The 15,052-nt window shown below is 70.6% G+C and carries 13 protein-coding genes; 11 read left to right on the forward strand and 2 right to left on the reverse strand.

Annotated features, from left to right (window positions below; genetic code table 11):
• Window position 1: 1 nt before the first annotated feature.
• Window positions 2-583, reverse strand: a complete 582-nt coding sequence (locus ABZ865_RS08695; protein WP_361226008.1) for an adenylosuccinate lyase — start codon at window positions 581-583, stop codon at window positions 2-4.
• A gap of 382 nt (window positions 584-965) precedes the next feature.
• Between ABZ865_RS08695 and ABZ865_RS08700 the strand changes: the two genes are divergently transcribed.
• The 9 genes from ABZ865_RS08700 (at window position 966) to pssA (ending at window position 11,946) form a co-directional block, all read left to right on the forward strand.
• Window positions 966-2,771, forward strand: a complete 1,806-nt coding sequence (locus ABZ865_RS08700; RefSeq protein ID WP_361226011.1) for a 3-hydroxybutyryl-CoA dehydrogenase — start codon at window positions 966-968, stop codon at window positions 2,769-2,771.
• Between the two features lie 142 nt (window positions 2,772-2,913).
• Window positions 2,914-3,753, forward strand: coding sequence for a TetR family transcriptional regulator (locus ABZ865_RS08705; RefSeq protein WP_361227255.1), 840 nt, complete (start codon window positions 2,914-2,916; stop codon window positions 3,751-3,753).
• Window positions 3,754-4,192: 439 nt separating this feature from the next.
• On the forward strand, window positions 4,193-5,530 hold the full coding sequence (gene ccrA / locus ABZ865_RS08710) for a crotonyl-CoA carboxylase/reductase (RefSeq protein ID WP_361227258.1): 1,338 nt from the start codon (window positions 4,193-4,195) through the stop codon (window positions 5,528-5,530).
• A gap of 17 nt (window positions 5,531-5,547) precedes the next feature.
• Window positions 5,548-7,596 (forward strand): protein meaA, encoded by a 2,049-nt coding sequence (locus tag ABZ865_RS08715; protein ID WP_361226014.1) that lies wholly within the window; start codon window positions 5,548-5,550, stop codon window positions 7,594-7,596.
• Complete coding sequence (locus ABZ865_RS08720) at window positions 7,593-8,552, forward strand: CoA ester lyase (protein ID WP_361226017.1); 960 nt, start codon at window positions 7,593-7,595, stop codon at window positions 8,550-8,552. The genes ABZ865_RS08715 and ABZ865_RS08720 overlap by 4 nt, the downstream gene beginning before the upstream one ends.
• 5 nt (window positions 8,553-8,557) lie before the next feature.
• Window positions 8,558-9,070, forward strand: a complete 513-nt coding sequence (locus ABZ865_RS08725; protein ID WP_100829131.1) for a MaoC family dehydratase — start codon at window positions 8,558-8,560, stop codon at window positions 9,068-9,070.
• A gap of 2 nt (window positions 9,071-9,072) precedes the next feature.
• A complete protein-coding gene (locus ABZ865_RS08730; protein ID WP_361226021.1) occupies window positions 9,073-10,278 on the forward strand; it encodes an acyl-CoA dehydrogenase family protein in 1,206 nt (401 codons plus the stop codon).
• A 170-nt stretch (window positions 10,279-10,448) separates the two neighbouring features.
• The gene (locus tag ABZ865_RS08735) at window positions 10,449-11,105 is read left to right on the forward strand and encodes a phosphatidylserine decarboxylase (RefSeq protein ID WP_361226024.1); all 657 of its coding nucleotides are present in this window, start codon (window positions 10,449-10,451) and stop codon (window positions 11,103-11,105) included.
• Between the two features lie 22 nt (window positions 11,106-11,127).
• On the forward strand, window positions 11,128-11,946 hold the full coding sequence (gene pssA / locus ABZ865_RS08740) for a CDP-diacylglycerol--serine O-phosphatidyltransferase (protein ID WP_361227261.1): 819 nt from the start codon (window positions 11,128-11,130) through the stop codon (window positions 11,944-11,946).
• Between the two features lie 102 nt (window positions 11,947-12,048).
• Here the strand turns inward: pssA and ABZ865_RS08745 are convergent, their stop codons facing one another.
• Window positions 12,049-13,200 carry a glycerate kinase gene (locus ABZ865_RS08745; RefSeq protein WP_361226027.1) on the reverse strand — a complete coding sequence of 384 codons (1,152 nt, stop codon included), beginning with the start codon at window positions 13,198-13,200 and terminating at the stop codon, window positions 12,049-12,051.
• 177 nt (window positions 13,201-13,377) lie between these two features.
• Here ABZ865_RS08745 and ABZ865_RS08750 point away from each other — a divergent pair, with 177 nt between their 5' ends.
• Window positions 13,378-14,478 carry an ADP-ribosylglycohydrolase family protein gene (locus ABZ865_RS08750; protein ID WP_361226030.1) on the forward strand — a complete coding sequence of 367 codons (1,101 nt, stop codon included), beginning with the start codon at window positions 13,378-13,380 and terminating at the stop codon, window positions 14,476-14,478.
• Between the two features lie 28 nt (window positions 14,479-14,506).
• Window positions 14,507-15,001 carry an NUDIX hydrolase gene (locus ABZ865_RS08755; RefSeq protein WP_361226033.1) on the forward strand — a complete coding sequence of 165 codons (495 nt, stop codon included), beginning with the start codon at window positions 14,507-14,509 and terminating at the stop codon, window positions 14,999-15,001.
• The last annotated feature ends 51 nt before the right edge of the window (window positions 15,002-15,052 follow it).

Genomic DNA, 15,052 nt, shown 5'->3' on the forward strand with positions numbered 1-15,052 from the left:
GTCACCGCTGGCTCTGCTGCGGGATCCGGGCCAGCGCGTGCACCGCCGCCTCGGCCAGCGCCGGGTGGGCCAGTGCCTCGCTCAGGACCCGGCGGGCGCGCGGGTCGCCGAGGCTGCCCAGGCCCTCCACGCAGGCCAGGGCCACCTTGCGGTAGGGGTCGTGCGGGCGCAGCCGGCGCTCCAGGGTGGTGATCAGCGCGGGCACGGACTCGGGGGCGGCCAGGGCGACGAGCAGCCGTACCGGGTGCAGGGCGTAGGCGACGCGGAGTTCGTTGGTGGCGAGGGCCGCCGCCGCGCGGGCGGTGCGCGGGTCGCCGAGGCGGGCGAGGGCGTGGGCGGCGGAGGCGCAGCGGGGCGGGTCGCGGTGGTTGAGGAGCAGCACGAGGGACTCGAAGGCGCGCCGGTCGCCGGCGCAGCCGAGCCGGAACGCGGCCAGTTCCCTTGCCCACAGCGGCTGTCCGGGCGCGGTGAGCACCTCCGCCAGTTCGTCGTGGTCCTCGGTGGCGAGCAGGCGGTCGTACGCCGCCGTGCCGCGCGATTCCTGCCGTAAGCGCTCCGTGAGCGATCGCAACTCCTCGTCCACGGGCACCAGCGTAGGGGGGTGGCACCGGCCGAGGGAGGTACATCACAAAGTCGAGTTTCCGTCCCAGGCCTGGCGCGCTCGTTACTCACGGGTTAAGCTCATACGAGCGAGTTACCCACTCGCAGGTTCGCTGACGACGGTTTGGTGACGCAGCCGTCGTGAGCACTGGTCGGTTCGGTACATCGGTACCGCTTGTACGACCCGGCTCCGGGACAGGGCCGGTCGGATTCAGCCGCTCCCGGGCGTGTGCACGCCCGCGGCGACGGCACCGGGCGTGTGCGCTCGCAGCCCGACAACACCCGCATCCTTTCCGCCCCGGCGTGCGCCTCCTGGCGCACCCGGCGCGTTCCTCGTCGTCACCCCTCATTCCTGGAGTCCCGCGATGGCCACTCCCCTGTCCGACACTTCCCTGTCCCCGCTCAAGACGATCGCCGTCGTCGGCCTCGGCACCATGGGCACCGGCATCACCGAGGTCCTGGCGAAGGCCGGCCGCGAGGTGATCGGCATCGACATCAGCGAGGCCCAGGCCGCGACGGCGGTCGCCGCCCTGGAGGCCGCCACCGCCCGCGCCGTGGAGCGCGGCCGGCTGACCGAGCAGGAGCGCGCGGACGCGCTGGCCCGGGTCCGCACCTCCACCGACCTCGCCGCGGCGGCCGACGCCGACCTCGTCATCGAGGTGGCCCCGGAGTCGTACGAGATCAAGCAGCAGATCTTCCGGGAGCTGGACGGCATCGTCCGCCCGGAGACGATCCTCGCGACCGGCACCAACGCCCTGTCCGTGACCCGGCTCGCCGCCGACTCGGCCCGCCCCGAGCGCGTGCTCGGCCTGCACTTCTTCAACCCCGCGCCGGCGATGAAGCTGGTCGAGATCGTCTCCTCGGTGCTGACCGCGCCGGGGCCCGTCGCCGCGGTCACGGACCTCGCGATCGAGCTCGGCAAGGAGCCGGTCGCGGTCGGCGACCGCCCCGGGTTCGTCGCGGACGGGCTGCTGTTCGGCTACCTCAACCAGGCCGCCGCGATGTACGAGGCCCACTACGCCTCCCGCGAGGACATCGACGCGGCGATGCGGCTCGGCTGCGGCCTGCCGATGGGCCCGCTGGCCCTGCTGGACCTGATCGGCATCGACACGGCCCGTACGGTCCTGGAGGCCATGTACGCCGCGTCCCGCGACCGGCTGCACGCCCCCGCCCCGATCCTGAAGCAGCTCAGCGAGGCGGGCCTGACCGGCCGCAAGTCCGGGCGCGGTTTCTACACCTACGAGGCGCCGGGCAGCGCCACGGTCGTCGCCGACGCCCTGACCCCGGCCGCCGCGGGCACCGGGACGCCCGGCCGCGAGGTGCGCTCCGTCGGCGTCGCCGGCTCCGGCACCATGGCGTCCGGCATCGCCGAGGTGTTCGCGAAGGCCGGGTACGAGGTCGTGCTGGCCGCCCGCAGCGAGGAGAAGGCGCAGGCCGCCAAGGCCCGTATCGGCAAGTCGCTTTCGCGCTCTGTCGACAAGGGGCGGCTGACCGCCGAGGCCGCCGCCCAGACCCTGGACCGGATCACCCCGGCCGGCTCCTACGAGGCCTTCGCGGACGTCGACCTGGCCGTCGAGGCGGTCGCCGAGGACCTGGAGGTCAAGCGGCAGCTGTTCGCGGCGCTGGACAAGGTCTGCAAGCCGGGCGCCGTCCTGGCCACCACGACCTCCTCGCTGCCCGTCGTCGCCTGCGCCCGCGCCACCTCGCGCCCGCAGGACGTGATCGGCATGCACTTCTTCAACCCGGCGCCGGCGATGAAGCTGGTCGAGGTCGTGCGGACGGTGCTGACCGCCGACGACGTGCACGCCACGGTCCGCGAGGTCTGCGTCAAGGTGAAGAAGCACGCGGTCGACTGCGGCGACCGGGCGGGCTTCATCGTGAACGCACTGCTGTTCCCGTACCTCAACAACGCGATCAAGATGGTGCAGGAGCACTACGCGTCCCTGGACGACATCGACGCGGCGATGAAGCTGGGCGGCGGCTACCCGATGGGCCCCTTCGAGCTGCTGGACGTGGTCGGTCTGGACGTCTCGCTGGCCATCGAGAAGGTGCTGCACCGCGAGTTCCGCGACCCGGGCCTGGCCCCGGCCCCGCTGCTGGAGCACCTGGTGGCCGCGGGCTGCCTCGGCCGCAAGACCGGCCGCGGCTTCCGCGAGTATGCCCGCCGCTGACGGCGGCGGCGACTGGTCCCACACGGAGACGGACTGGGGCGGGCTCCTCGACCCGGGCGGCTTCCCGCCGCCCGGCAGGGCCGGCCCTCCCCCGCCCCTCGCGGGCGGGGGAGACCCCGTGGCTGCGCGCCACACCGCGCACATGCAGTACGTTCGGGTCATGTCCCAGCCCGCCAAGTCCTCCCGTACACCAGCTACGCCCGACGCGCCGGAAAGTGCCGCAGGCAGTCGCGCAGCCGCCCAGCGGCTCAAGATGCGCCGAGAACTGGCGGCCGCCGCGATGGAACTCTTCGCGACGAAGGGGTACGAGGCGACGACCGTCGACGAGATCGCGGCCGCGGCGGGGGTCGCCCGCCGCACCTTCTTCCGCCACTTCCGTTCGAAGGAAGAGGCGATCTTCCCGGACCACGACGACACCCTGATCCGCGCGGAAGCGGTCCTCAACGCCGCGCCGGCGCACGAGCATCCGCTCGACACCGTGTGCCGCGGCATCAAGGAAGTCATGAAGATGTACGCGGCCCGGCCGGAGATCTCGGTCGCCCGCTACAAGCTGACGCGCGAGGTGCCCACGCTGCGCGAGGCCGAGATCGCCTCGGTGGCCCGCTACGAGCGTCTGTTCACCCGTTATCTGCTCGGCCACTTCGACGAGCACGCGCACGCCGACGACGCCAACGACGACCCGCTGCTCGCCGAGGTCGCCGCCTCCGCGGTTGTCACCGCCCACAACCACGTCCTGCGGCGCTGGCTGCGGGCCGGCGGCCAGGGCGACGTGGAGGCCCAGCTCGACCACGCCTTCGCGATCGTCCGCAAGACCTTCGGCACCGGGATCGGCGCCGGGCGCGGCACGGGGCCCCGGGCGGCCGGCGGCCCCGCCCCCGCGACGGTCTCCCCGCACGGCGAGGTGCTGGTGACGGTCGCGCGCACCGATGCCCCGCTGGACGAGGTCATGCGGACCATCGAGGAGGCCCTGAAGGACCGCTGAGCGCCCTCTCGGGCGGATCTCCCGCTGTGACAACGGCCACCCCACGGGGTGGCCGTTTTGGCATGTCAGAGGCCGTTTTCCAGCAGATTTCAGAGCCCGTTCGATCGATCATCGCTCATTTGTTACGTAAAGATTTCATCTGAGGCCAACTCCTGGCACTCAGTGCCTTGCGACCTGACACGCGGTGTCATACGTTGAAGGGGTCCGGGCGGCCGGCGAGCAGAGACCGTTCGCTCGCCGGCTGTCCCCGCAAGCTCATGGCCTGCGCGCCCGGACGCCTGCGTCACAGGCAACCTCCCGCGCCACAAAGCGCTGCCGAAGCACCACCCCGCCGAACCGACGGCACCTCTCACCAAAACCCTCAGCAGCACTCCCAGCACCGACGAACCCTCAGCACCCCTCCCTCAGGGTGCTCACCGCCGGAGGCAATACCGTGACCGTGAAGGACATCCTGGACGCGATCCAGTCGCCGGAATCGACGCCGGCCGACTTCGCCGCCCTGCCGCTCCCCGACTCGTACCGCGCGATGACCGTGCACAAGGACGAGACGGAGATGTTCGCGGGGCTCACCACCCGCGACAAGGACCCGCGCAAGTCGCTCCACCTGGACGAGGTCCCGGTGCCCGAGCTGGGCCCGGGCGAGGCCCTGGTGGCCGTCATGGCCTCCTCGGTCAACTACAACTCGGTGTGGACCTCGATCTTCGAGCCGCTGTCCACCTTCGGGTTCCTGGAGCGCTACGGCCGGCTCAGCGAGCTGACCAAGCGCCACGACCTGCCGTACCACATCATCGGCTCCGACCTCGCGGGCGTCGTCCTGCGCACCGGCCCGGGCGTCAACGCCTGGAAGCCCGGTGACGAGGTCGTCGCGCACTGTCTGTCCGTCGAGCTGGAGTCCTCCGACGGCCACAACGACACGATGCTCGACCCCGAGCAGCGCATCTGGGGCTTCGAGACGAACTTCGGCGGCCTCGCCGAGATCGCGCTCGTCAAGTCCAACCAGCTGATGCCGAAGCCCCAGCACCTCAGCTGGGAGGAGGCCGCGGCCCCGGGCCTGGTCAACTCCACCGCCTACCGCCAGCTGGTCTCCCGCAACGGCGCCGGCATGAAGCAGGGCGACAACGTCCTGATCTGGGGCGCGAGCGGCGGCCTCGGCTCGTACGCCACCCAGTTCGCGCTGGCCGGCGGCGCCAACCCGATCTGTGTCGTCTCCAGCGAGCAGAAGGCGGACATCTGCCGCTCGATGGGCGCCGAGGCGATCATCGACCGCAACGCCGAGGGCTACAAGTTCTGGAAGGACGAGCACACCCAGGACCCGAAGGAGTGGAAGCGCTTCGGCAAGCGCATCCGCGAGCTCACCGGCGGCGAGGACGTGGACATCGTCTTCGAGCACCCGGGCCGCGAGACCTTCGGCGCCTCGGTCTACGTCACCCGCAAGGGCGGCACCATCGTCACCTGCGCCTCGACCTCGGGCTACAACCACGAGTACGACAACCGCTACCTGTGGATGTCCCTGAAGCGGATCGTCGGCTCCCACTTCGCCAACTACCGCGAGGCCTGGGAGGCCAACCGGCTCGTCGCGAAGGGCAAGATCCACCCGACCCTGTCGAAGGTCTACTCCCTGGAGGAGACCGGCCAGGCCGCCTACGACGTGCACCGCAACCTCCACCAGGGCAAGGTCGGCGTGCTCTGCCTCGCCCCCGAGGAGGGCCTGGGCGTGCGCGACGAGGAGATGCGCGCCAAGCACATCGACGCCATCAACCGCTTCCGCAACATCTGAGACACCCGAGGTCATAGATGACTGAGCGTCAGAACGCCGAAGTCAGGCGGGAGAAGGACCGGCCGTGGCTCATGCGCACGTACGCCGGCCACTCCACGGCCGAGGCGTCCAACGAGCTGTACCGGCGCAACCTCGCCAAGGGCCAGACCGGCCTGTCGGTGGCGTTCGACCTGCCGACGCAGACCGGCTACGACCCCGACCACATCCTCGCCCGCGGCGAGGTCGGCCGGGTCGGCGTGCCCGTCTCGCACCTCGGTGACATGCGCCGGCTGTTCCAGGACATCCCCCTGGAGCAGATGAACACCTCGATGACGATCAACGCCACCGCCATGTGGCTGCTGGCGCTCTACCAGGTCGTCGCGGAGGAGCAGGGCGCGGACATCACCAAGCTCCAGGGCACGACCCAGAACGACATCGTCAAGGAGTACCTGTCCCGGGGGACGCACGTCTTCCCGCCGGGGCCCTCGCTCCGCCTGACGACGGACATGATCGCGTACACGGTCTCCCACATGCCGAAGTGGAACCCGATCAACATCTGCAGCTACCACCTGCAGGAGGCCGGGGCCACGCCGGTGCAGGAGATCGCGTACGCGATGTCCACCGCGATCGCCGTCCTCGACGCCGTGCGCGACAGCGGCCAGGTGCCGCAGGAGCGCATGGGTGACGTGGTGGCCCGCATCTCCTTCTTCGTGAACGCGGGCGTCCGGTTCATCGAGGAGATGTGCAAGATGCGGGCGTTCGGCCGCATCTGGGACAAGGTCACGCGGGAGCGGTACGGCATCGAGGACCCGAAGCAGCGCCGGTTCCGCTACGGCGTCCAGGTCAACTCGCTGGGGCTGACCGAGGCGCAGCCGGAGAACAACGTCCAGCGGATCGTGCTGGAGATGCTGGCCGTGACGCTGTCGAAGGACGCACGCGCGCGTGCCGTGCAGCTCCCGGCCTGGAACGAGGCGCTGGGCCTGCCCCGCCCCTGGGACCAGCAGTGGTCGCTGCGCATCCAGCAGGTGCTCGCGCACGAGAGCGACCTGCTGGAGTACGAGGACATCTTCGAGGGATCGCACGTCATCGAGAAGAAGGTGTCGGCGCTCGTCGAGGAGTCCCTCGCGGAGATGGACCGGATCCAGGAGATGGGCGGCGCGATGGCCGCCGTCGAGTCCGGGTACCTGAAGGCGCAGCTGGTCTCCTCGCACGCCGAGCGCAGGGCTCGTATCGAGTCCGGCCAGGAGAAGATCGTCGGCGTCAACATCTTCGAGACGACCGAGCCGAACCCGCTCACGGCCGACCTGGACACCGCGATCCAGACGGTCGACCCGGCGGTCGAGGCCCGGGTCATCGCCGCGCTGGGGAACTGGCGGGACACCCGCTACCAGCCGCCCTTCAACCACCCGCGCCCCTGCAAGGCGCTGGAGCGGCTGAAGGAGGCCGCCAAGGGCACCGGCAACCTCATGGAGGCAACGCTGGAGTGCGCCCGCGCGGGTGTCACCACCGGCGAGTGGGCCGGCGCCCTGCGCGAGGTGTTCGGCGAGTACCGGGCGCCCACCGGCGTCTCCTCCGCGCCCGTGGCGGTCGCCGTCGAGGCGGGCTCCGCCCTCGCGGAGGTCCGCGCCAAGGTGGACGCCACCGCCCGCGACCTGGGCGCCGGCAAGCTGCGCTTCCTGGTCGGCAAGCCCGGCCTGGACGGGCACTCCAACGGCGCCGAGCAGATCGCCGTACGCGCCCGTGACGCCGGTTTCGAGGTGGTCTACCAGGGCATCCGGCTCACCCCCGAGCAGATCGTGGACGCCGCCCTGGCGGAGGACGTGCACGCCGTGGGCCTGTCGATCCTGTCCGGCTCGCACGCCCAGCTCGTTCCGGACGTGCTCGAACGCCTCCGTGTGGCCGGTGCCACAGATATACCGGTGATCGCCGGTGGCATCATCCCGAATGGTGACGCCGAGCAGCTCAGGGCCGCCGGAGTGGCCGCCGTCTTCACCCCGAAGGACTTCGACATCACCGGAATCATCGGCCGCATCGTCGACGAGATCCGGAAAGCGAACAAGCTCGACCCCCTGGAGGTCCCCGCATGACCGTCAACCGTCTCCGCCCGCGGCGCTCCTGCCTGGCCGTGCCGGGCTCGAACCCCCGCTTCCTGGAGAAGGCGCAGGGCCTCCCGGCCGACCAGGTCTTCCTGGACCTGGAGGACGCGTGCGCGCCGCTCGCCAAGCCCGAGGCGCGGCACACCATCGTCAAGTTCCTGAACGAGGGTGACTGGACGGGCAAGACGCGGGTCGTGCGCGTCAACGACTGGACGACCGAGTGGACGTACCGGGACGTCGTCACGGTCGTCGAGGGCGCCGGCCAGAACCTCGACTGCATCATGCTGCCGAAGGTGCAGAACGCCGAGCAGATCGTCGCCCTGGACCTCCTGCTGACGCAGATCGAGAAGACCATGGGCTTCGAGGTCGGCAAGATCGGCATCGAGGCGCAGATCGAGAACGCGCAGGGCCTGAACAACGTCAACGCGATCGCGCAGGCCTCCCCGCGCGTCGAGACGATCATCTTCGGCCCGGCCGACTTCATGGCCTCCATCAACATGAAGTCCCTCGTGGTGGGCGAGCAGCCGCCCGGCTACCCGGCGGACGCCTACCACTACATCCTGATGAAGATCCTGATGGCCGCCCGCGCCAACAACCTCCAGGCGATCGACGGCCCCTACCTGCAGATCCGCAACATCGACGGCTACCGCGAGGTCGCCCAGCGCGCCGCGGCCCTCGGTTTCGACGGCAAGTGGGTGCTGCACCCGGGCCAGGTCGAGGCGTCCAACGAGATCTTCTCGCCCTCGCAGGAGGACTACGACCACGCCGAGCTGATCCTGGACGCGTACGACTACTACACGTCCGAGGCGGGCGGCAAGAAGGGCTCCGCGATGCTCGGCGACGAGATGATCGACGAGGCCAGCCGCAAGATGGCCCTGGTCATCTCCGGCAAGGGCCGCGCCGCCGGCATGACCCGTACGTCGAAGTTCGAGATCCCGGAGGCCTGAGCGCGATGCAGTTCGGACGCACGTACGAGGAGTTCGAGGTCGGGGCGACGTACAAGCACTGGCCGGGGAAGACGGTCACGGAGTACGACGACCACCTGTTCTGTCTCCTCACCATGAACCACCACCCGCTCCACATGGACGTCAACTACGCCGAGAAGACGACCGACTTCGGCAAGAACGTCGTGGTGGGCAACTACATCTACTCCCTGCTGCTCGGCATGTCCGTCCCGGACATCTCCGGCAAGGCGATCGCCAACCTGGAGATCGAGTCGCTCAAGCACGTGGCGCCGACCTTCCACGGCGACACGATCTACGGCCAGACGACCGTGCTCGACAAGTGGCCGTCCAAGTCGAAGAACGACCGGGGCATCGTCTACGTCGAGACCAAGGGCTACAAGCAGGACGGCACCCTGGTGTGCGTCTTCCGCCGCAAGGTCATGGTGCCCACCGAGACCTACATCAAGGAGCGCGGCGGCGAGCAGCCCGGCCGCCCGGAGCTGAAGCAGCAGGAGAAGTAACGATGGCCCGTCTCGCCCAGACCGCCGGTCTGACCGACGTCCAGCAGGAGATCCTCTCCACCGTCCGGGACTTTGTCGACAAAGAGATCATCCCGGTCGCGACCGAGCTGGAGCACCGCGACGAGTACCCGCAGCAGATCGTGGACGGCCTGAAGGAACTCGGGCTGTTCGGTCTGATGATCCCCGAGGAGTACGGGGGTCTGGGCGAGTCGCTCCTCACCTACGCGCTGTGCGTGGAGGAGATCGCCCGGGGCTGGATGTCGGTGTCCGGCATCATCAACACGCACTTCATCGTCGCGTACATGCTCAAGCAGCACGGCACGCAGGAGCAGAAGGACCACTTCCTGCCGAGGATGGCGGCCGGCGACGTCCGGGGCGCCTTCTCGATGTCGGAGCCGGGCCTGGGCTCCGATGTGTCGGCGATCACGTCGAAGGCGGTCAAGGACGGCGACGAGTACGTCCTGAACGGCCAGAAGATGTGGCTGACGAACGGCGGTACGTCGTCTCTGGTGGCCGTTCTGGTCCGAAGTGACGAAGGACACCCCGAGGGCACCGCGCCCCACAAGTCCATGACGACCTTCCTGGTGGAGAAGGAGCCCGGCTTCGGCGAGGTCCGCCCGGGTCTGACGATCCCCGGCAAGATCGAGAAGATGGGCTACAAGGGCGTCGACACCACCGAGCTGATCATGGACGGCCTGCGGATTCCGGCCGACCGGGTGCTCGGCGGCGTCACCGGCCGAGGTTTTTACCAAATGATGGACGGCGTCGAGGTCGGCCGCGTCAATGTGGCGGCGCGTGGCTGTGGCGTCGCTCAGCGTGCGTTCGAACTGGGCGTCCAGTACGCCCAGCAGCGGCACACCTTCGGCAAGCCGATCGCCCAGCACCAGGCGATCCAGTTCAAACTGGCAGAAATGGCCACCAAGGTCGAGGCCGCGCATGCCATGATGGTCAACGCGGCACGCAAGAAGGACTCCGGGGAACGAAACGACCTCGAGGCAGGGATGGCGAAGTACCTCGCCTCCGAGTACTGCAAGGAGGTCGTGGAGGACGCCTTCCGGATCCACGGCGGCTACGGCTTCTCCAAGGAGTACGAGATCGAGCGCCTCTACCGGGAGGCCCCGATGTTGCTCATCGGTGAAGGCACCGCCGAGATCCAGAAAATGATCATCGGGCGCAGGTTGCTCGAAGAGTATCGGTTCCAGGGCTGATTGTCTGGATACGGGGTGTTTTCTTCGAGAAGAAGATCACACCCCGTTGACAGTCTTCAGCCGTCGACTCGGCTTCCTGGCTTGCCCAGTTGTAGCCCCCGACCGGTACGATCCCCGGAAAGCCGCCGTCCCCCGTCAGTGCGCGGCATCATCCGCTACGAAGGTCATCCATGCCCCACAGCCAAACCTCTGCACCTCGCGACAGCCGAGCCGGCGTACGCCTCGCGCGCGGAGCATCGCCGTGGCTTCTCCCGACCGTCGCCACCGCAGCCCTCAGCCTGGCCCGCGCCCGCCGCTCCGGCGTGGCCAAGGCCGTCGCCGTGCCCGCCACCGCGCTCGCGGCGGGCATGCTGTGGTTCTTCCGCGACCCCGAGCGTGAGATCACCCGTGGCCGGGTCATCTCGCCCGCCGACGGTGTGGTGCAGAGCATCATGCCGTGGAAGGACGGCCGCACCCGCGTCGCGATCTTCATGAGCCCGCTGAACGTCCACGTCAACCGCGCGCCCCTCGCGGGCACGGTGACGTCGGTCGAGCACATCCCCGGCGGCTTCGTTCCCGCTTTCAACAAGGAGAGCGAGAACAACGAGCGCGTAGTCTGGCATTTCGACACCGAACTCGGCGACATCGAGATGATCCAGATCGCCGGTGCGGTGGCCCGCCGCATCGTGCCCTACATCCCGGAGGGCACGAAGGTCGAGCAGGGCGACCGGATCGGCTTGATTCGCTTCGGCTCGCGCGTCGACCTCTACCTGCCCGAGGGCGTGGAGGTCGCGGTCGAGGTCGGTCAGAAGACCGTGGCTGGGGTGACTCGCATTGACCGTGATTGATCCGGAGACTCAGGCGGGCTGGGTGCCCGAGGCCGACGAGGTCGACGAAGAGGAGGAGATGCCGCTCTCTCTCCGCCTCTCGATAGCGGACACCCTCACGCTGGGCAACGCCACGTGCGGCTTCATGGCGGTGTACTTCACCACCACCGGGATCCTGATCCCGCACCTCACCGACAGCCAGGAGTCCGGCATGGCGCGCAACAGCGCGGCCACGGCGGTCATCCTGATGCTGTGCGCGGCCGTGTTCGACCTGTTCGACGGCCTGGTGGCGCGTAAGCTGCGCTCCTCCCCCATGGGCGCCGAGCTGGACAACCTCTCGGACCTGATCAGCTTCGGCCTGGCACCGGCGTACTTCGTGCTGGTCTACGGCATGGTCGCGGACGACGCCTACCAGAAGGTGGCGGCGGTCGGGGCCATCGTGGTCCTCCTGGCCGTCGTCCTACGCCTGGCCCGCTTCTCCTGCGTGACCATGAAGGACGGCATGTTCCAGGGCATGCCCTCGCCGTTCGGCGCGCTGACGGTCGTCTCGATCGTGCTCCTGGAGCTGCCGTTCTTCGCGACGCTCCTGGCGATCCTCGGCACGGCCTGGCTGATGGTGAGCCGGGTCGAGTACCCGAAGCCGCGGGGCCGCCTCGCGGTCGCGATGCTGTCCTGGATCGTCCTGTCCATGGGCCTCCTGGCCGCCTGGGCCTTCGACGCCCCGAGCGGTCAGCTGCTCCTCCAGACGGGCTGCGCCCTGCAGCTGGTCATGGGCGCGGTGATCCCGCTGTTCGCCACGGCCCGCCGGGTGAACAACTTCCGCGACAACCGCCGCGAGGCCCGGGCGGCCCAGCTGCCGTAACGCTCCGCTGCGAGGGCCCCGGACCTGCTTTGGTCCGGGGCCCTTCGCTGTATACGCACCCGGGGCGTGCGCGGCCCTCCTGGGGCGGAGCCCCCAGAGGCATCAGCCCAGGTAGTCCTCAGCGATGCGAACGGCGACCCGCTCCAGGATCGGCCCCGCATCCGCGATGCACGTGGCGACGTCCGGCTCGACCGACGTAAGGGCGTACGCACGCGAGATCCCCGCCCGCCGCAGCGCCTCCTCCGGCAGAGCGAGCCGCCCGCACACCGCGACGACCTCCTTGCCGGCAGCACGCGCGGCCGCGGCCACGCCGGCGGGCGCCTTGCCGTGCAGGGTCTGCTCGTCCAGCGAGCCCTCGCCCGTGATCACCAGATCGGCCCGGTCCAGCGCCGGAGCGAAGCCGAGCACGTCCAGCATGACCTCGATGCCGGGCCGGAAGCGGGCGCCCAGGAGGAGCGCGCCGTAGCCGATGCCGCCGGCCGCTCCGGCGCCCGGTGCCGCCGCGTGCTCGGCGGCACGCGGCCCCACGGCCGCCTCCAGGACCTTCGCGAAGTGGGCCAGCGCCGCGTCCAGGGTCGCCACGTCGTCCGGGGAGGCGCCCTTCTGCGGGCCGTACACCGCGGGCGCGCCCTTCGGCCCGGTCAGCGGGTTGTCGACGTCGCTGGCGAGCACCAGCTCGACGGAGGCCAGGCGCGGATCGAGGCCGGACAGGTCGGCGCGGGCGAGGTCGGCCAGGCCGCCGCCGCCCGGGGACACCGGCTCGCCGTCCGCGTCCAGGAACCGCGCGCCGAGCGCCGACAGCATCCCGGCGCCGCCGTCGGTCGTGGCACTGCCGCCCACGCCGAACACGATGGTCCGCGCGCCCGCGTCCAGCGCGGCCCGCAGCAGCTCTCCGGAGCCGTACGTGGAGGCCGTCAGCGGCGCGAGCACACCGGCGGGCAGCCGCTGCAGCCCGCTCGCCTCGGCCATCTCCACGACCGCGGTGTCGCCGCGCAGCGCGAACGCGGCGGTCACCTCCTGCCCGAGCGGCCCGGCGACCCGGACCTCCTGGCGTTCGAAACCGGCCGCGACCGCCGCGTCCACGGTCCCGTCGCCGCCGTCGGCCACGGGCAGCGCCTCGACCTCGGCCGACGGCACGACGCGGCGCAGCCCGGCCGTCACCCGCTCGGCGACCTGCACGGCCGTCAGCGAGCCCTTGAACTTGTCCGCGGCGATGAGCACCCGACGGGTCTCGTTGCCTGCAGCGTCCGCCACCTTGCATTCCCCTTGCTCTCCGGGCCCCCGCGCACGTGCACGTCAGGGCCAGTCGCGCCGCTGCGACCTTAACCGGAGGACAGCCCCGCCGTCATGCTCCGACCGAAGGCTGGAAGGCCCGGCAAAGCCCTCGAAGGCCCCTGGGAGTGCGCTCGCGAAAACGGGTAGACCCCAGCCATGAGCCACCTCGGCACCCTCGACACCCTCGACACCGGCCCGGACCCCGTCGGCCTCGCCGACCGCGTCCACGGCGGCTGGCTCGGCCGCATCGCGGGCAACATGCTCGGCAAGCCGGTCGAGCAGGGCGAGGTGTGGACGCGCGAGCGCATCGACCGCTATCTGCGCCGGGCCGCCGCGCTGCCGCTCACCGACTACCTGCCCGAGCCCGCTGACGCGGCCGACGGCGCCGTGCTGCGCCCGGAGTGGCGCCAGTGCGTGCGCGGCCGTATCCACGGCAGCTGCCGCGACGACGACGTCGACTACGCGATCCTCGGGCTGCATCTGCTGGAGACCCACGGCTTCGGCTTCAGCACCGAGCAGGTCGGCGACCTGTGGCTGCTCAGGCTGCCGTACCTGCAGACCTTCACCGCGGAACGGGCGGCGTACCGCAATCTCGCGAACGGTCTGAAGCCGCCGCTGACGGCGACGTACGACAACCCGTACCAGGAGTGGATCGGCGCGCTGATCCGCGCCGACGTCTACGGCTGGACCTGCCCGGGCGACCCGCGCCGGGCCGCCTCGCTGGCCCGCCGGGACGCGGTGCTCTCGCACACCGGCAACGGCGTCTACGGCGCGATGTGGGCGGCCGCGCTGATCGCGGCCGCCTTCACCGCGCCGAGCGTGCGGGACGCGCTGGAGACCGCGCTCACCGAGATCCCGGCGAGCAGCAGGCTGGCCCGCGCCGTGCGCCGCGTGGTGTCCCTGCACGAGACCCGGCTGCCCTGGGAGGAGACGCTGGCCACGGTGTCCGCGGAGACCGCGGGGCTCGGCTGGATCCACACCGTGCCGAACGCGGCTGTCCTCACCGCGGGCCTGCTGTACGGCGACGGCGACTTCACCCGGACCATCGCCCTGACCGTCCGCGGCGGCCTGGACACCGACTCCAACGGGGCCACGGCCGGCTCGGTGGCCGGAGTGCTCACCGGCGCGGCGGCCATCCCTGACCAGTGGAAGGACCCGTTGGAGGACACGGTCCGGAGCGCGGTGTTCGGGTTCGACGGCGTACGGATCAGTGCGCTGGCCGAGCGCACCCTGCGCCTGGCGACGACCGGGCCGTAGCCGTCCGGCGCCTGGTTACCCTTCCTGGGTGACCACGACTGACGACTTCGCCGCGTACATCGCGAGCCTCCCCCGTGTCCTCGCCGGCGCGGCCGCCCTGTTCCGGGACGCCGAGGGGCGAGTGCTGCTCGTGGAGCCCAACTACCGTGAGGGCTGGGCGCTTCCCGGCGGCACGATCGAGTCGGACGACGGCGAGACGCCCCGCCAGGGAGCACGCCGCGAGACGCTCGAGGAGATCGGCCTGGACCGGGACCTCGGCCGGCTGCTGGCCGTGGACTGGGTGCACGGCAGGGGCCGGCCGCCGCTGGTGGCGTACCTGTACGACGGCGGTGTCCTCACCGACGCCGAGTTCAAGGCCATCCGCCTGCAGGAGGAGGAGCTGCTGTCCTGGCGCCTGGTCCCCCGCGAGGAACTCGCCGCCCATCTGCCCGGCGCCCTGGGCCGCCGCGTCCTGGCCGCACTCGACGTCCTGGCACAGGGCTCGGGAACGGCGGAGCTCGAGAACGGCCACCGGGTGATCTGACGACGACCCCACGACCCCACGACCCCATGACCCCACGGCCACCGGTCGCGG

It is taken from the genome of Streptomyces sp. NPDC047085 (assembly GCF_040643735.1).
In the GTDB taxonomy this organism is placed as follows: Bacteria; Actinomycetota; Actinomycetes; order Streptomycetales; family Streptomycetaceae; genus Streptomyces.